An 18,366-nucleotide genomic window follows, 5' to 3' on the forward strand; every position below is an offset into this window, starting at 1 on the left:
GAGACAGCTGGAAGCTATTCCATGTGCCACAGAAGCTGATCGAGCGCGAGAACGGGAAGGTCGACCTCCTCGGCTACGGCCTTGACAATGATCATGACTGCGTGGTCGTCAGCGGGGACCGTGAAGCCTAAGCGTTTGAGGCTCTTCTTCACTCTGACATCCACTTTCAGTGCATCGGCACCGGATCTCATCCGCAGGTAAGCGAACAGTGCTGGCCCAATTCCCTTCACACTACCGACGATCGGATCGAGTCGTGGTGCGTGTTCGACGCAGTCAACGTGGGTGGCCCATAACCTGCACGCCGCGTCGTCGTCCTCGGCGAGTCCCTCGGAATCTGCAAACTGCCGGAGGTTCCTCGCAATAGTGCCGATTGTGTCTGCCTCGGTGGCTTGCAGCCCGTAGTACTGATGGTCTAGCGGGTGATCCGCCAACCAAGCCATCGAATGCTCCTGATTCGATGTTTTCCATTTCGTGACTATGTTCTGAACTCTGGTGTCATAACGTCGCTGCCTCGACGCCACAACGTCGACCACCATTGCTCCGCGGCATCCGGCGTATACGGCTGCGTAGGATTCGGCATCTTGACGGGCCTTACTGCCGCCTCGTTCGGCCAAGTTGCGCAGTGCCGTGATCGCGTCGGACCAATTGGCATCCGCTTGCAAGATCGGTAGCGCGGCATTGCTGTTCATACCCTTGACCGTACGGTATCGGAATGCGTGCTTCGGTGTTGTGAGCTATATTCGTGCAGATCCCGACTTGGCGGGGAGAGGTCGATTCGCAATACTTCGGCGTCTGCTTTCCCCTCGCCCAGGTAACGCACCAGGTCCTCTTGACGCGGCTGGCCGAGTGTGAGTCGATATGCCGCGACTGTCCGGAGTAACCGCTCATAGCGGAGCGATTCGCGACTTATCGGCATAGCCGGTACGTACCGTTCGATCTTGGCACTGCCTTGAGGTGCGAACACCCAGTCCGGGACGAGGTCGGACTCATCGGGCTGCTTCGCTGCCTGCGCCGCCGTGAAGACTGCTGCCCACGGGTCCTCACAGCCGTGTGCAAATGCCGCCGCACCATATGTCGCAGCGACATTCTTGCGGATCGCATGTCCGCGGTATCGGTGTACGCGCCCTTCGCGCTGCTCCATGTCGACAGGATTGCCCGGCAGATTCCAATGAACTATCGCGTGACTGTACGTGTGGAAATCGAGTCCTTCTTGGCCAACTGAGGTGGAGGCGAGCACGAACGGCCAGAAAGGGGAGTTATAGGCCGACAGAACGTCAACCGCTCGCTCGCGCGACTGTTCAGTCTCGGTGCCCCGTTGCCCCATTCGCATCGCGAAGTGATGGCGGATCGAGTGAGGGATCGAGAATCACATCCTCGCCCTCGGTCCGGAACACATCGACTTGGGCGCTACCTGCTCGCACTCTGAGCGCTGTTGCGAGCTTCTCGGTGAGGGGGCTCAGGTCGCAGTCGTTGTGTGTGCGCTCGATTCCGCCGAGAGCAAAGAACTCGTCGAGAACTGACTGCAGGTTGCCGTTGATACAGTAGTCGAGAACCAACCGCCAGTATTGCTCTCCGTCATGGGCAAGTCGTACGGCTGTGACGATTTCAGCTTGGTTAAACAGAGTGCGGAAGGCGTTGGAGGCGTCGTAAGCGGCATCCCACAAGGCTTCATCGCCGTGCTCGTGGGATGCGCCGGTGGCTCGACGCAGTGCGCGGTACACACAATTCGCGGGTGAGCCGATTCCGAGTTCGGTGACGACCCTGATGAGGTCTTCGGGGAATCCACCGAGGGATTCGACATCGAGTTCTGTAGGGATGTCGGGTTTGGCGAAGAAGGTGGGAATCTCGACAGGACTTGGTAGTCCGGGATATCGCAGTCCGTCGAGAAGGAGAGGGAGGGCCCAGTACCACGAAGGGTCGCTGCGAGCGCGGGACGATGGGGTGATGTTCTGTTGGTCGATCAACTCGTCGAATTTGCTCTGTACACGAACGGCGGCGAGGTCGATCAGGCTGGACACGTCGTGCCGGCCGTCGCCGAGTTCTTGTGCGAGCGAAAGGGGGTCGCACAGTTCCGCGATGACAGCAGAGGGCTGGAACAGCGCTTCAGGTGCAAGGTTCTCGTGGCTTCCGTCGTTGCGGGGTTGTCGAATCGGATTCACGGTGGCACGATCCGGGTACCTACGATCCGGTGCGACAGCTGCGACTCCTCGCCTCTCTACCTCGTAGCTGAGCACGCTCGCGATTGCTTTTGGCGCCACCGTCCATGCAGAAAACACAAGACGCTTGGTGAATGTCTGCAATGCCTCGTCTGCGAACACGCCGTCTGGTGAGTAGTAGGGGAGTGACGGCGGTAGCCACGCAAGTTTCCATGCCCCGCGGTCGACGGTGTCCTCCAGCAGTGCTCGCATCTTCGCGTTGCCGGCATCGAGGGGACGATAGCCATCGAGATCGGACCAATTCAATAGACCTTGAGCCTGCTTCACGGCCTCACTAACCTTCGCGCGGACGGAAGGATCTGGTGATTCCAGGGCGCGCTTGAATGCTTGCTTGACCTGGTAGTTCTCCATGATGTTGAAGAGGTATGGGCTCGAACGCCACAGTTCGAAGATGTCCCGACGACCGCGTTCCCGACCCAATGAATCCGCGATACCCTGAGTGCCGGCGTATGCAATGAGGTCGGACGATGTCACGTTCACCGGGACCGACACCTCGGTGAGCATTCCGTCGCGATCCGGTGTTGACGCAAGCCGTTCGACTCGCGACATCACGCGCGTAAGTAGGCCCTGGACGCGATCGCGCGCCGCTTTCCCTGCGTCGATGGAGTTCTCGGTCGAAACTGCTGCGGTGCGCATGGTTTCGAGGTCACTCGCAAGACTCTTCAGTTGCACCTCGACCTCGTCGTTCGATTTCTTGTGTCCACCGAGTAGGAACTTCACAGTGGAGAAGAAGTCTTGGTAGTGGTCGGCGCCCTCAGGCTCATCGGGCAGCGTATACATGCTGAAGGGGGTTGCGGAAAGCATGAGAACCTTGGCCGTGGGCTGTTTGAACAGCGCCTTCGCGAGCTCCGCTTTAGGGTTCTCATCATCGAGGAGCACCTTGAAACGGTGGAATTCGTCGAGGATGATGAGGTCGGGTTCGAGCGCTCGGATGCTCGCGTGGGCAACAAGGTTTCGCATTCGGCCAATGAGTCGATCGCGGTAGCGGCGTAGGTCAGGGTCCGGATCACCTCGCAAGTACGCGAACTGTTCGTGCGCAACGCCCCAGATCTCGTCAGCGAGGGACTTGTACTCCGAATCTATCGCGGGAGCGGTTTCGAGATCATCGACGAATGCCTCCGCTACCTCGCCGGTGATGCTTCCCCTGTTGAAGGCTTTCATCTGCGCGGTAAAGGACTCCCTGCCGGTGCCGCCGCGGAAGAACTTCGGCCAAGCCTTCGACGTCATTTCTTCTTTGCTCCAACCCCGCCGGAGGAGGTGATACAGCAGGACACGCTCGTCCGCTCTACCACCCGTCTCGCCCACCGTGAAAGAAGTCCCGGGGGTGAACGAGATGTAATTGAGTTTGCGTCTCTGGAATTCCGCAATGTTTCTGAGCAGTAGGGTCAGGCGATCCGCGTGGGGAACATGAGTGCCGCCGGGAATGAGTTTGGCGAGGTTCTGCCGTGCAATCTGCGCGTTCGAGCAGATGTAGACGATGTCGATTCGTTCTTCAATGTCCCAGAGGTGCTCGATTGCTTGGGCGATCACGCCACGACCAACAAGGGTCTTTCCGAGTCCGACCTCGTCGGCAACCAGGAACCTATCGGATGTGTCCTGATCTTTCCATAATCGACGGGCGACATGCGCGACGGTGTCCCGTTGGAATTGCTTCAACGGTGCCAGTGTTCGTTCAAGGTCGGGCTTCTCGGTCACTTGAGAACTCCTCCCGCGACTGCAGAGTGTGCGGCACGGACTGCGTCGAGCAAGCTACGCAGCTCATCGTTGATGAGCGTTCCTCCCGTTGCGGGTTCGTCAAGGTCGCGGATCAGGCTGTCGATGCGTTCCAAGGCGGCTCGATCCCCGACCACTGCTCGCACAAGGGGCTCGAAGAGTGCGGCGTCATCGATATGGCGACTGGCGAGCTGCCCCTGCTCGCCACGCTGGATCTCGATCAGCTCGTCCAGTTCGCCGGGCACTACGCCGCCGAGGAGAAATAGCAAGCACAGAGTGAGAGCACGTGGATTGGAAATATGCTGGCGCAGAATGAACTTGTCCCGTGCAGTCGTATCGCCACATAGCGAGGCTTTGACGACCCCGACGCGCACAATCGAACCGCGCCGCGTCTGGACACTGATAAACGGTGTGATATTTGAGGTGGCGACTCCCGTCCAGGCCACCGCAGAATTCAACGGAACGTATTCATTTCGCAGTGAAATGGGCGTAACCAGGACTTCCCCATCGAAACTGAGAGTGCTGTTCCCAGGAATTTGAAGTACGCATTCGGCAGTGTCATCACCACGCAGGTCGAAATGCAGCTCAGGTCTGGCGGCAGCAAACTCTGCCCGAAAGTCCGCCATGTCCTTCTCGATATGGGCGAGCGCCTCGCACTCAGCGTCTGGTTGTGCAGACGGGATCGTATAGGGCTCCGCAATCTTGGCAAAGCCCGTTGACTCGCGACCGCCCTCCCACAGGACGTTGACGCCGCACTTGGCGACAGGGCCTCGAAGGCCAACAGAGAACTCGACGTTGCCGTGTAGTGCCGCCCTGGTGGCATTGGCAGATCCTGTGATCAGCAGGGCTTCTTTGCCGTGGTCGAAGAGGAATGTCTTCGCATGCAGTCCTGTAGGCACGCCATCGATCTCGGAAGCAGATTCCGACGGTTCATCGTCACCGCCGGGCCGGTCCGCGACATTCTGCAGAACGTAGTTTTCTGAACTGGTGAACGCGGCAGATCCCGTGCGGTCGAAGGTCTCGGCCCGGGAGATTACACGTGTATTCGACCCAATAGTAGAAAATGTTCGAGCTGTCGACACATCGAAGAACGGAGAGATGACTATCGCGCGATCGGCGGACCGGGGCACGGGCAATGATTCGGCGTCCGCGATTAGTCCCAACGGGTACATGGCCAGTGAGGTGAACGGAGCCGGGCACGTGAAGCGGGCTTCTCGTACGGTGCCAGCGATGTCGTGCACAGAGCGAGAGCGCCCGTCGGCCATGGGAGTCACCGCAAGAGCTGGAAGCGCTGTGAGAAAGTCCGCAAGAGGTGTGGGGTCGACGATGTCGAGGGCGGTCTCCTCTTCGTCAAGGACGAGGAGAGTGTCCCATGAAGCATCGAAGGTGAGGTTTCGGCTGGAACACAGAAACCGATGCAGATATGCTCCATTGTCTTCATCGACAAATCGAATCAGCCAAATCTTTGGATGGAATAACCTGCCTTCGGTGGGTGCCTGAACTTCGACGACTGCATCTTCGGCGAACGACATCAGCGAACGAAACTTCCCAGGTGCGCGAAGCGCACCTGCCTGGCAGAACACCGTCATCGAACGCACGTACCGGCGAAGCGAATCCAGTATCGCGATCGGCGCCAAAGATTCGATGTCCGTGGCGTCGTGACTGCGGGCCGCAAGGGCGAGCGGAGCAACGAGTAATGCGGTCAGGTCCAACGAGTAGGTGGTGGTGACCACGGAGTCGACTTCATACCCCGTTGGTGGCTGGAGGGCATCGGTCAAGAGCACCCGTGTATCAGGGCTGAGCATCAGTTCTCACATCCGTCGATGATGTCGCGCAGGATTCGAACGGCGACTGGCCAGTTGTACGACAGCTGGCTTCCTGACTGCCCCAACCAGGAATTCACGCCGGCGACGTTGGTCCCGAGCCGAGCCCGGTGGCCCTTCAGCTGGATCTCCCTGGTCCGGATCAGATTCTGTGCCGACGCACTGGCTGCGCCAGCCCTGGACGCGCTCACCTCGCTCAGCCATGTGTTGACGAACGTGACTGTCGTTGGAGCGACGCGCGGATTGTTGTGATGAACTAACCGCCAGAACGCTTCGAGATCCCACGGACCGAGTATGTCCTTAGAACCGATCTCCGCCTCCCAGTCGTCCCACGATCCGGAGTACGTGTCGATCCGCTCGTCGTCCGACTTGGCGCGGGCAAGCAAGAGATTGTAGAGGATAGTTGCGCCGTGCATTGCAATACTGAATCGGCGACCGTGATCGACCGTTTCAACCAGCGGGCCCGCAAGAGATGAGAGGCCGACGTGGTCCCAGAGAAAAGGCGCGTCCTCGTCAACCCCGAGCTCGAAGAGCCATGGAAACAGGGACGAATCCTGCGTCGTGCAGATCCGTTCACGTAGGTACGCCGCCTCGTGTGGAGATAACGTGAATGTTGCGCTCTCGAGCAGCGCCGGGGGCGCTTCTGGCAGTCGAGGATCGAAGCCATCGAGGGCGCCGTCAAGACGCGCGCCAGGATCGTCGGACGCGTCGGAACGGCTGTTGAACCTACGGGCATCGAATGCAAGACGCAGTGTTGAACTGATGGACTTACGGTGCAGTCGGAGGCCGTAGTGTGCGGTTGCTGACCAAAACATTCCACTTGGAAGCCGTTGCAGCTTGTTCCTGGCAGTGCCACCGATCACGCCCTGTGTTTCCCCGCCAGCGAGCAGCGAGTCGATGAGCGCGTATTCCATTTTCCTGAGAAGCGGTGCGAGTTTCGCCGAAGTCTGCGCCTCCGCCGCGCTGGCCTTGACCAGCCAAGGGATGAAGAGCATGTAGCGGGCCCGTGTGTGCAGTGTCGAGAGGCCAGGAAGCAGCAGTCCCGCGAAGGTGTCTCGGATCGAACCGAGGCCCAGCTCATCGATGGTGCCCTCGTCGCGAAACTGATCGATGACCCTCATCACGCGTCGGCGTTGTTGCTCGTCGTGATCGAGCCATGCCAATTGCGACACCATCGGCGGCGGTCCTGTCGTGGTTGGGTCATCCTCGCGTTTGCTGGACCAACTGCTATCGCTGGACACCGCCTCCTGTGTTACGAACGGGCGGGCTGGCCGCGCACCCAGCTGACTTCTACTTTGTCGGCGCCGATCATGTGACTGAATCTGGGAGTCGTCTTCTTGCAACCGGGCCTCCACGATCACCACCGAATCCCATCATGGAAACTGACGCGGTGACTAGGGAGGCTGCATGAGTGTCGGTAAGTCTGTTCGGTTGTTCTTGGCGGATGGTACGCCCGGCGGGTTGTTGACTGCCGAGATCATGAACTGGACCGGTCACGTTGTGGCTGCCCCACGGTCGGATCTGGCGGACTTGATGAAGCGTCCAGAAACCAGCCGGACTGGCATCTACATTCTGCTTGGCGAGGACCCCGGCAGTGTGGGCGGTTCGATCGCTTATGTCGGTGAGGGAGACGATGTCAGCAGGCGTCTCTACCAACATTCGCGACCGGAAAGTCAGGGCGGCAAAGACTTCTGGAATCGTGCGATAGTCTTGACGAGCAAAGACGCGAACTTGACCAAGGCCCACGCGAGATACCTGGAAAGCCGATTCATCGCAATCGCGCTGGAAGCCAGCCGCACGACCTTGGACAATTCAACCGCGCCGGTCCCGCTTGCGCTGCCCGAGGCCGACGTGTCGGATATGGAGTACTTCATCACGCAAGCCAAGATCGTTTTGCCAGTACTAGGCATCAACATCTTCCGAACCGCATCGGTCGCGCAGCGATCGCCGGTGTCGGCCGACAACTTTTCAGAGCGAGGCGCCTCCCCTGTATTCGAGCTGCATCTTAAGAAGGAAGGCCTAGCCGCAAAGGCTCAGGAGATTGACGGTGAGTTCACTGTCTTGGTCGGCTCGCAGGCCCGGATCGCCTGGACTGGTAAGCACAACGAGGGCTACCAGCGGCTCCGAGAGAAACTCGAACAGGACGGAACCATCGTCCTCACCGACGATGGAAGCACGATGCACTTCACTCGTCCGCAGGTTTTCGGGAGCCCGAGCGCCGCGGGTGCGGTAGTTCTCGGTCGAGCAGTAAACGGCCGGACCGACTGGAAGATCCCCGGCAGCGGCGTGAGCTACGGAAGTTGGCAGGACCAAGGCACAGAGACCGTGGGGTATTTGGCATCCGACGGAGATGGCGCGCTTTCGCTTCTGTGATCATTCGGTGCGGTTTCTAACCTGAGCCATTGGTCTGGGTGATGGAACACGTGATCAGTGACGCACATCAACGGCTGGCCGTGGCAGTCGCCGAAGCTAAGGGCGACTCACCGCTTATTCAATTGACGGTGGTCGTGCCGAGCCTCCATGGGCGCGTGATGCGACGCGCTCGCTGCCAAACCGGCCGCAAGTGCCGCTGTGCCCGCAAGTGCTTGTGAATCGACGCCCGCCACCTCGATCGCGCCAACTGCGTTAAACGTGAGCTTGTCCAGGAACATCTGGACGGACGATTGATCGCCAGCGACGAGTAGGCCCTCAGGCTCGACGACGACGGCCAACTCCGACTCAGGCTCTGCGGAATTATCGTCCGTGCATACCAAATCACTCACGGCGCATTTCTTGCTTTTGTGTAGGCGCGGATGTTTATTAGCGCGCTAAGGGGACATCGCTGATCTCCGTCGAATCATGATAAAGATCAGTGGGATGAGTCGCTGGCTCAGATATTTACGCCATAATCGCGTGCAATGCCGGCGAGCCCGGAGGCGTAGCCCTGACCGATGGCGCGGAACTTCCATTCCCCGTTGTGGCGGTAGACCTCGCCGAAGAGCATGGCCGTTTCGCTCGACGCGTCTTCGGTGAGGTCGTAGCGAGCGAGTTCAATGCCTGTGGTGCTGTCGACAACGCGGATGAAGGCGTTGGTGACCTGCCCGAAGGACTGGCCGCGGGTGTCGGCGTCGTGGATGGAGACCGGGAAGAAGATGTTGGTGACGTTCGGCGGAACGGCGGACAGGTCGACGTTGATCGATTCGTCGTCGCCATCTCCCTCGCCGGTGAGGTTGTCGCCAGTGTGCTCGATCGAACCGTCGGGGGATCGGAGGTTGTTGTAGAACACGAAGTGAAGGTCGGAGAGCACCTTGCGGTCCTGGCCGGTGGCTAGGGCGCTTGCGTCGAGGTCGAAGGGTGCGCCGGTGGTGCTACGCGCATCCCACCCGAGTCCCACAGACACCGTTGTCAGGTTCGGTGCCGCCTTCGACAGGGAAACATTGCCGCCTTTGGCCAGGGTGACGCCCATAGTGGATCCTTTCGAGACTGCGGACGACGACCAGATCGGCGTCCCCGTGTTCGCTGTTCGACCTCACAATAGCCAGAGCATCCGACCATGTCGTCGAAGTGGACTACTCGGAGGTTGGCGGTGCTCGTTCGACGCGCTCGATCCGAACGTCGGAGTCATACGTGTCCATGACCGCAAAGACTTATGAGCAGACCGTAACGCACTACGCCACCAGGGCGACTACCCGTTGAGCGTCCCGGCATACGCCTGAGTGGGAGGGAGACGTGGTGGAGCGGTACGACGGCATCAATGGCCAGATCCTTATCGACCACCCGTATGTGTGGATTACCCGCGAGGGGTTGGCCGCGGAGGCAGACTTTCCGTTTCCCACTCATCCGCGGCGAGCGTTGCTATCCGCTGTGCAGAGGTGCCGCTTCGTTCCAGGGTCGGAGGACGGGCCCGGATTCGTCCACATACACGTGCGGGGTGCTGGATCTCCCGGCGACGGAGTCGTCAGCCACCCCGACGTCGTATTGTGCGACGCTTCGGCTACACCCGCCATTCTCGAGCTCACCAGAAGCCTGGCTCGATACTGCGAGGTAGTGGTTCAAGCGGAGGAGCCACCGCAGGAGTCGGCTGACAAGTTCCTGACTGCGCTCGATGCGCTTGAAGGGCTGGCGTCGGTCGACGAGATCATCATGAAGGCCGGCGTGCTGGACGAGTCCCAGGTGCACAGCGAGGCGTTCAGCCGCCTCGCTGACGAGCTGGACAGACTCGACGATGATGCACGAATGACGTGGGGCTGGGTGTGCGACGGCTGGTTCGTAGCAGGCGGCCACATCTCGGTGCCCGAGGAAGATCGCGAAATGGGACTCCGCGAACTCGCACGGCTGGCCTCGATTCTCGGAGGAGAAGCAGGCACCAAACAGCTGGCTTCTGCAGTTGCGGGCACGCCCTTGGCTGCCCTGTCTACGATGCGCCTGGCGCAGCTCTGGGAGATCGTTGCTCCAGAAGTGCCGGCGACGCCACCACCCGCTGTGAAGGCATCACCACTGGCGAACCCGAAGCCGCTCGTCACGCCCGTGCAGTCACAGGCTCCGGGCGCCGCACCGCCCCGAAGCGTGAAACCGGCGCCGAGGCCGGTCTCGAAGGCGACACCGGTGCCGACTGCTCCCGCGTCCCCAGCGGTGAAGGAGCCCGTCGGATCAGCCGCGGTCGGACGTCGATGGCGGGTGTACCTCGACTGTGCGGGATTTCGCACGCTCGCTGTGTGCGACCCGACGTCGGGAGAAACCAACATCACGAAGGGCGAGCTGAAGGGGCGCCGCTTTCCGGATCCGTCGTCGGCCGCGGCCGCGGTGATCAATCGACACGATCCCGGCGAAGCAGGTGACCCTGATGGTTGGGAGCTGTGGATTCTCCACGACAGGTCGGGCCGTCCACTCGGCTCGAAGCGTCAGGGTGAGATTCCGGCCGAGTGCGCACCGGTCGGACACGTCCATACTGCGTTTCCGGGTGTTCAGCAATCAGGCCCATCGAAGCAGGCCGGCACCGCAGACTTGGGCATCGACTGGTTCCTGAAGGCTGTCCGCGCGAAGGGCGCGCATGGCGAAATCGTGACGACGTCAAGACGTACAGCTGTGCGGATCATTCGCCCGGGTGCTTCGCCCCTGATCGTCAGAGTCAAGACGCGCACCGCGGGCACCTGGCAGGCGCAGAAGAGCGACGAAAGCCCGGCGAACGACGACACCGGCGCGGACTTCTGGGCATTCGTCGATCTGTCGACATCGTCCAAGTCGATCTACATTCTCGCCGCGAAAGACGTAGCAGACGGCATCAGGCGAGCGACCGATGCATGGGTGGCACGCGATCCTCGTCGCGAGCGGAAAGGGCATCACGCGATCGAACTCGACCGGGTGGCTCACGGAAGGAATCGCTGGGACCTTCTAGGACTTCCACGGTAGGACTCGTGTCATTCACGTAGCGGATACCGCGGATGGAATTGAGGACTCCGTTGCGCGCGTGTCTTTCCTGGTCACTACCCTGTTACACGGTACGGGTGCGCAGTAGGCGCACAGGCACGAAGGGGGCGATTCGGTGGAGGTTCGGGAAGACGACCCCCAGCTCAAAGACCGGGTTCAGCGGCTCATGCAGTTCCTACAGGAACTGGTGAAGGCGCGGACCAAACCGGTCCGAAACCTCCGCCTCCACGACGACATCATCTGGTTGAACGAGAGTCGTCTCTCGGTGTCGGTGGATTTCGAGGTTACCGCGGGTGAAGTAGTTATTCGTTCGCGGCGGGTGGCGTTGGAGGAGCCGCCCGAAGTACCTCGGAACCTTCGCGAGTGGATCCAGGGCGATCCCAGAGACTCGAGTGCCTCGTTGGCACTTGTACCCAACGCACCGGCCGTCGAGGGCGAATTCACGCGGTGGCTGTCCGAGTGGCGAATGTGGGCTCAGCTCGACCAGGAGCGACGGCCGTATTGGGAGCTCTACCGGGCGCTGCAGCACGCCTTGCAGGAGGTGGTGTCGCGCCCCGAGTCCGTCGAGCTGGTTCTGGCTTCCGGGCTGTTGGAGCTGTCGGCAAAGGTCGCCGGCGAAGACATCCGCACGCATATTGTTACGCAGCCAGTTTCCGTAGAACGCGACGAAACCACCGGGGACCTACTGGTACGACTCAACGCCGACACTGCGCCGAGGCTCGAGGACACACAGCTGCTGACCGGTCTCGACGTGTTCGACGTATCGGGTTCACGCGCTCTCCAGGAGCGGTTGCACGAAGCGACGTCCCCCGTCGACGAGAACATCCTCGTTTTCCTCAAGGAATGGGCCGCGCGTGCGCTCACCACGAACATGGAGGTCGAAGAGAACGGGACGGACTCGCCCTCCGGTCGCGTCCTCACTCCGTCACCAGCACTGGTACTGCGTAAGCGAGGCGCATTCGCGCTGGTCGAGTACTACGAGACGATGATCGCTGCTGCGGAGCGCAACGACAGCACCGTTCCGCTGGGACTTGCGCAGTTGGTGACGGCCATCGAGCCGAATGAGCGAGTCGCGTGGCTCGAGCGGACAGGCTCCGCGCCGTCAGCAGCTCTCGCTGAAGATCCGTTGTTTCCCTTGCCCGCCAACCGTGAACAGAGCGAGATCATCGAACGACTCGCGGACGATAGCGGCGTCGTAGTGGAAGGTCCACCCGGAACAGGCAAGACCCACACCATCGCCAACCTCGTCTCAGCGTTGCTCGCGAAAGGGCAGCGTGTCCTCGTCACCAGTGAGAAGTCGCAGGCGCTCCGGGTACTGCGAGATAAGTTGCCGGAGGAGATGCAGGAGCTATGTGTCTCCATCACGGATATCGGACGGGGTGGCTCCGATGAGCTCAACAAGAGCGTTGCCGAGATAGCTACCCGGAAAGCATCATTCAGTAAGAACGATGCCGAGTCTCGGATCGCCGATCTCACCGACAAACGTCGTCAGGCACTGAGTCGCCGCGCGAAGATTACCGAAGACATCCGAGCCTTGCGTGAGTCCGAAACGTTCCAGCACCCGGAAGTGTCACCGGGGTACTCGGGGACTGCCGCAGCAATCGTTCGAGAGGTCACGAACCAGGCGGAGCTGTTCGACTGGCTCCCAGGTCCGGTCAACGCGGACACACCCCCGCTCACCGGTGACCAGTTCCGAACCCTGATCGCACTAACCCTCCGATCGAGCCCAACCCGCGCGGGGCGGCTCGACCAGTCCTTGCCCACCGTCGACCACCTTCTTCCCCCACTACCCGAGCTGCAGCAGCTGTGCACGCGGGCGTCCATCCGGCCCGCAGACATCAATCCTGGCGCCGCGCAGGTTCTTCAGTTGCTCGGCGGGGCACCGGCAGCGACGTTGATGGATGTGCAACACCGGTGCGAGCGGCTCCAGGCCAAGGTTGCCGAAGTGCGAGCCTTCGAGCCGGCGTTTAAGAACGCGGCCGAGGGTGTGCTGTCGGGTCACACCTCACATCTGTGGGCGAGGACCGCGGAGGTCCCTGCCCTGCTCGACATGGCCAAGCGCGCCGACGCCTTCGTCGGCCCGCGACTCGTCGACACTCCGTTGGTCGGTCGTCGCGCCCTGAATGCCTACGGCGCGTTGGCCGTCGCAATGGAAAAGGGTGTGGAGTGGCGAGCACGTTTCCGCAAGAGTGACGAACAGAAGACCGTCGAGGAGCTCGGTGCGCTCGCCACCGTGGACGGCGAAGACGCTGCCACCGCAGAATCGGCGCGCACAGTCACTGAACACCTTCGGGCGCTCGACTGCGTGCAGAGTGCAGCAACACTCCTCGGGGACCTCGGCATCGTCGTCCACGTCAACGGTTCACGCACCGTCCAGATCAATGAACTCCACCGGACGGTCGTGCAGATCGGGCACGTCAATGCGCTTGCCGCGGAGGCAAACGGTCTGGTCGAGGTGTTGCAGGGAATCAGTCCCGCTGCACCTCGGATCCGAAGCGTCTCGGATGCGCAAGCACTCGCAGCCTCGGCCGGCGCTGTCGCGGCGACTCATGACGCCGACGAGGCCCGCAACCGAATGAGTCAACTCAGTGCCGAGGTGTCGGCGGTGTTCGGCGGGACACTCGCGCCCGAGTGCATCGACTTGATCGAAGGGCTGGGCTCGGCCGACTGCGACGAAATCACCCGTGCATTGTCCGATCTCGCTGGGGCTCGACAGGAGCAAGAAGAAGAGCGATACCTGAACACCCTGCGTCGGCAGGTCGAGGCAAGCGCTCCCGCACTGGCGACACTGATCGCTGAAACCGCGAATGAGGAGAGCTGGTCGACGCGCCTCGACGGTCTCGAGCAGGCGTGGGCCTGGCGTCGCGCTCACACATGGGTGCAGCGTCAGCACGAGGTGGGTCGAGACAAGCAGCAGGAATCGGACCTGGCGACGGCCGAAGCTGATATTGCCCAGCTGACCGCGCGGCTGGCGGCGGAACGTGCCTGGTTGGGTTGTCTTCATCGGATGACGGCAACCGAAGTGCAGGCCCTGCAGGCGTACCGGGGGCACGTGTCGGCTATCGGCAAGGGCACCGGCAAGTATGCCGAGACCTATCGCGCTTCGGCTCGTGAGGCGATGCAGATTGCGCAGCGTGCGGTGCCCGCATGGGTGATGCCGCTCCAGCAGGTACTTGCGTCGATTCCGCCGGAACCTAACACCTTCGACGTCGTGATCGTCGATGAAGCCAGCCAGGCCGACATCAGCAGTTTGTTCCTGCTGTGGCTTGCACCGCGAGTGATCGTTGTCGGCGACGACAAGCAGTGCGCTCCCAGCGAGGTATCGTCCGGTGCGCTGGACGGAATCTTCGACCGCCTCGACATGTATCTGCACGACGTTCCGGGCTACCTCCGCAACAGCTTCACCCCCCGCGACAGTCTGTTCTCGCTGCTACGGACCAGGTTTGGTCAGGTGATCCGGCTGCGCGAGCATTTCCGCTGTATGCCCGAGATCATCAATTGGTCCAGCAACCAGTTCTACCGCGACGCGCCGCTGGTGCCCGTACGCCAGTTCGGCGCAGACCGGTTGCCGCCGCTGCGCACGACCTATGTGGAGGGCGGGGTCGTTTCCGGGAGAAACGCCACACTGTCGAACAGGCCCGAAGCACTCGTCATCGTCGATGCGATCGAGGCATGCTTGTCCGACAAGGCATACGACGGCAAGACCTTTGGTGTCGTGGTGCTTCAGGGGCAGTCGCAGGTGGACGTCATCCAGAACGAGCTTCTGAAGCGCCTGGACATCGACGTGTGGGACGAGCGGCGGCTCCGTATCGGAACACCACCCGACTTCCAGGGCGACGAGCGGCACGTCATCTTCCTCTCGATGGTGGTCGCACCCGAACAGCAAATTTCGGCGATGACGAAGAACGACTACCAACGCCGGTACAACGTGGCCGCCTCACGTGCGCAGGACCAGCTGTGGCTGTTCCATTCGAGGACGGCAGATTCGTTGCGCTCGACCGACCTACGGCATTCGTTGCTGACCTACATGCAGTCGACCTCGCCGGCACCGGCAAATCCGATGCCTGAGGGGGTAACGCGAGACGAGCGCCACCGAGACTTCGACAGCCTCTTCGAACAGCGCATCTACCTCGAACTCGTGGCACGCGGATATCACGTGAACCCACAGGTGGAGGTGAATAATCGCCGCATCGATCTGGTGGTCACCGGTGCCGCCGGTCGGCTAGCGGTCGAGTGTGACGGCGACGCCTTCCACACATCACCGGAACAGGTGCGCGCCGACATGGAGCGCGAACGAGAACTTCAGCGTTGCGGTTGGGAGTTCTGGAGGATCCGCGAGTCGGAGTACTACTTGGATCCCGTCGGTTCGCTGAGCGGGCTGTGGGCTCAACTCGACAAGCGAGGAATCTCGCCTGGGTCGGTCTCTACCGCGGAACCTGCCTCGAACTCGACGTGGACGCCACCTGTACTGCCCGACGACGAGTCACTCGCCGAGGACGTGGCTGAGGCGGAGCTGGCGAACGTGCTCCCCTCGGAGTCACTGCCCATCCCGTTGCCAGCTGAGCCGACGGTGGACGTCGATCTGGTCGAGCGGGTGGTGCCCCTGGCCGAGCCGGCGGTGACGACGCCGAAACCGGCAGTGACCGCGCCACCGGCGCCGATTGTCGCCGAAGTGGACGCGTCGGCACTCGAGGTACTTCACGAACCACAATCGGCGGATTCGAGTTCTGCATGGGAAGTGATGCCCGAGAGCGCAATTCCACGGCCTGACGACTATCTCTTTGATCGGCTACTCGCCGCAGCGAAGTCCGGTCCGGTGTCGACCGTCGAGCTCGCTGAGCTGTGGCGACTCGACCGTGTACAGATCTGGTCGGCACTCCGAAAGCTGGCGCATAAGAACCTCATGGACAAGGTGGGGCGTAAGCCGGACATCCGCTACGCACTCGCCGAACCGCTGGAGACGGAAGCCGACACACCCGTCGAACCTTCCCGTTCGCGTCCCGAGCCCGGTCCCCAGGAGTTCTCGCCGCGTCTGCTGCGCACCCTCATCGTCGCCGAGGTGAAGAAGGGGCCGGTGACTCGGACCGATTTACACCGACGACTGCCGGCTGACGACGTGTTGATGCGGGAGACACTGGACGCGTTGGTGTCCGAGGAAACACTTGCCATCGCCCAAGGGAAGTACGTCCTTTCCGAGGACTGCATGGCGCCCGGCGCGGTGGGGGCGGGCCTGCCGTCGGCGAAACGTGCTTCTGCAAAGAGTGTGCTCACCGCAGCCGCGTGGACGAGCCCGGTGACGATGGAACGCGGCTGTCGCCTCACTCGGCTCCCGGACGGCGAGCTCTCGGCCATTCTTGCCGAGCTGGAGCGGGAAGGCTTGCTGCGTAAGCGTGCCGGTGCCGACGGTCCGGAATGGGCCAGGCCGTGACGGCGTTCACGGTTGCCACCGAACGCCTCGAGCTGCGCGAGTGGCAGCGGGAAGCGCTCGATGCGTGGAATGCGGCGGGTCGCCGTGCGGTGGTCGAAGCGGTGACCGGCACGGGTAAAACCACGCTCGGTATTGTCGCCGCCGCAGAGGCGCTATCTCGCGGACTGTCGGTGCTGGTCGTTGTTCCCGGCATAGACCTCCTCGACCAGTGGCATCGAGCAATTCAAAAGGCGTTGCCAGACCGTCGCGTCGGTCGTCGTGGTGCCGGGTCGTCGGACAGTTTTGCGAACAGCGACATCCTCGTGAGCACTGTGCAATCCGCGATCCAGCACAGTGCGCCCACCCCGACTCGTCCGGCATTGTTGGTCGCGGACGAGGTGCACCGGTACGGCGCCCTGACTTTCTCACGTCTACTTACCGATGAGTTCACCGAACGGTTGGGACTCACCGCCACATTCGAACGCACCGATGACGGCGTCGAGCAACATCTTCTGCCCTACTTCGAGGCTGTCATCTCGGGATGCGACTACGACCGAGGGCACCGCGATGGCATTCTCGCCCCGGTCCGGGTGATGTTGGTTGCCGTACCGTTCTCGGAGGTGGAACAGGGTGCCTACTCCGAGCTCGACGAAACGGCGAAGCGTGAGCGCGGCAACCTGATCCACAAGTACGGCTGCACGGGGGAGCCTTTCGGCGAATTCATGCGCGAGGTACAGCAACTCAGCGAAGGCAGCGGCGATCGTGCCACGTGGGCGGCCAGGAATTACCTACGTGCGTTCTCGCAGCGGCGTGCACTACTCGCGGCAGCAACAGGAAAACTCGAGACCGTTCGAGAGCTCGGGGGAGTGCTGGCACAGACCGGACGTAGCATCCTGTTCTCCGAGACCAAGGAATCGTCGCGTGCGGCTGCGGAGGTGCTTCTTGAGGAGGGCGTTCTCGCGGCGCCGTATACGAGTGACCTGTCCCGAACCGACCGCACCACGCTACTGGGTGCGTTCAAGAGCGGGGCAATGAAGGCCTTGGTTGCCCCAAAGGTGTTGGACGAAGGTGTCGACGTTCCGGAAGCTGATGTGGGCGTCATCCTCGCCAGCAGCAAGAGTCGGCGGCAGATGATCCAGCGGATGGGTCGCATCATTCGTCCGAAGCAGGATGGCCGACACGCGTCCTTCCTCGTACTCTTCGCCAAGGGGAGTGCGGAGGACCCGGAATTGGGTGCTCACGGCACGTTTCTCGAACAGCTGACGGGTATCGCGTCCGATCTGATCACCGTCGATGCGGATCAGGCGGCGGACGTTCTTCGTGATTGGCTCGGTGGGGTCGAGTCGCTCGACGGATTACCGGCGGATTCGGCCGACGACGTTTATCGGGAAACTGCCGAGCGACTGGTGGGAGAGACAGACTCTGTGGAGTCCGCGGCGGTCACTCTCGGTTCTGCCGGCTCTGAGCTGCGGGTTGTCCTGAACCGAGTCGCGGAGAACCCACGTGCCGACGACCTCGACATTGTGTTGACAGGATTGTCGGTGCTCGAACCTGACCAAGTTGGTGTCGTGATCTTGCGGTTCGGGCTAGGTGGTCACCCGCCGATGAGTCGGACGGAGGTAGCCGCGACGCTCGCGCTGACGGCGGTCGACGTCGGCCGGATCGAGTTCGCCGCGCTGAGTCGGCTCGAGAAGCCCGACGTTGCCGACGTGCTGGCGAACCTGCTGTAGGCGCGGTGCCAGTCCGTGTCGGATCCACACGCTAGTTTGTGCATTGTTGAAAGTTGCAGCAGGGAAGGGCC

At 61.7% G+C, this 18,366-nt stretch carries 11 protein-coding genes; 4 read left to right on the forward strand and 7 right to left on the reverse strand.

Features of this window, described 5'->3' with window-relative positions; genetic code table 11:
• Window positions 1–14: 14 nt before the first annotated feature.
• The 5 genes from ACFTZB_RS16010 to ACFTZB_RS16030 are packed head-to-tail and all read right to left on the reverse strand — an operon-like array spanning window position 15 to window position 6,993.
• Window positions 15–689 carry a hypothetical protein gene (locus ACFTZB_RS16010; protein ID WP_378432847.1) on the reverse strand — a complete coding sequence of 225 codons (675 nt, stop codon included), beginning with the start codon at window positions 687–689 and terminating at the stop codon, window positions 15–17.
• A complete protein-coding gene (locus ACFTZB_RS16015) occupies window positions 686–1,330 on the reverse strand; it encodes a helicase-related protein (RefSeq protein WP_378432849.1) in 645 nt (214 codons plus the stop codon). Before ACFTZB_RS16015 ends, ACFTZB_RS16010 begins: the two co-directional genes overlap by 4 nt.
• Window positions 1,299–3,911 carry a hypothetical protein gene (locus tag ACFTZB_RS16020; protein ID WP_378432851.1) on the reverse strand — a complete coding sequence of 871 codons (2,613 nt, stop codon included), beginning with the start codon at window positions 3,909–3,911 and terminating at the stop codon, window positions 1,299–1,301. Before ACFTZB_RS16020 ends, ACFTZB_RS16015 begins: the two co-directional genes overlap by 32 nt.
• On the reverse strand, window positions 3,908–5,707 hold the full coding sequence (locus ACFTZB_RS16025; RefSeq protein ID WP_378432853.1) for a phospholipase D family protein: 1,800 nt from the start codon (window positions 5,705–5,707) through the stop codon (window positions 3,908–3,910). The genes ACFTZB_RS16020 and ACFTZB_RS16025 overlap by 4 nt, the downstream gene beginning before the upstream one ends.
• Before the next feature lie 26 nt (window positions 5,708–5,733).
• Window positions 5,734–6,993 (reverse strand): DUF6361 family protein, encoded by a 1,260-nt coding sequence (locus ACFTZB_RS16030; protein ID WP_378432855.1) that lies wholly within the window; start codon window positions 6,991–6,993, stop codon window positions 5,734–5,736.
• A gap of 166 nt (window positions 6,994–7,159) precedes the next feature.
• Between ACFTZB_RS16030 and ACFTZB_RS16035 the strand changes: the two genes are divergently transcribed.
• Window positions 7,160–8,125 (forward strand): GIY-YIG nuclease family protein, encoded by a 966-nt coding sequence (locus ACFTZB_RS16035; protein ID WP_172651302.1) that lies wholly within the window; start codon window positions 7,160–7,162, stop codon window positions 8,123–8,125.
• 107 nt (window positions 8,126–8,232) lie between these two features.
• On the opposite strand, the gene ACFTZB_RS16040 is transcribed toward ACFTZB_RS16035, so the two are convergent.
• Together ACFTZB_RS16040 and ACFTZB_RS16045 are read right to left on the reverse strand one after the other, a co-directional pair.
• A complete protein-coding gene (locus ACFTZB_RS16040; protein WP_378432858.1) occupies window positions 8,233–8,514 on the reverse strand; it encodes a hypothetical protein in 282 nt (93 codons plus the stop codon).
• Window positions 8,515–8,621: 107 nt separating this feature from the next.
• A complete protein-coding gene (locus ACFTZB_RS16045) occupies window positions 8,622–9,197 on the reverse strand; it encodes a TerD family protein (RefSeq protein WP_011594621.1) in 576 nt (191 codons plus the stop codon).
• Window positions 9,198–9,778: 581 nt separating this feature from the next.
• Here ACFTZB_RS16045 and ACFTZB_RS16050 point away from each other — a divergent pair.
• From ACFTZB_RS16050 to ACFTZB_RS16060, 3 genes are all read left to right on the forward strand, one after another.
• A complete protein-coding gene (locus ACFTZB_RS16050) occupies window positions 9,779–11,140 on the forward strand; it encodes a hypothetical protein (RefSeq protein ID WP_378432859.1) in 1,362 nt (453 codons plus the stop codon).
• A gap of 184 nt (window positions 11,141–11,324) precedes the next feature.
• Window positions 11,325–16,586, forward strand: a complete 5,262-nt coding sequence (locus tag ACFTZB_RS16055; RefSeq protein WP_378432879.1) for an AAA domain-containing protein — start codon at window positions 11,325–11,327, stop codon at window positions 16,584–16,586.
• On the forward strand, window positions 16,583–18,295 hold the full coding sequence (locus ACFTZB_RS16060; protein ID WP_378432861.1) for a DEAD/DEAH box helicase family protein: 1,713 nt from the start codon (window positions 16,583–16,585) through the stop codon (window positions 18,293–18,295). The genes ACFTZB_RS16055 and ACFTZB_RS16060 overlap by 4 nt, the downstream gene beginning before the upstream one ends.
• Window positions 18,296–18,366 lie beyond the last annotated feature (71 nt).

It is taken from the genome of Rhodococcus sp. NPDC057014 (assembly GCF_042673295.1).
Taxonomy (GTDB): domain Bacteria; phylum Actinomycetota; class Actinomycetes; order Mycobacteriales; family Mycobacteriaceae; genus Rhodococcus_F.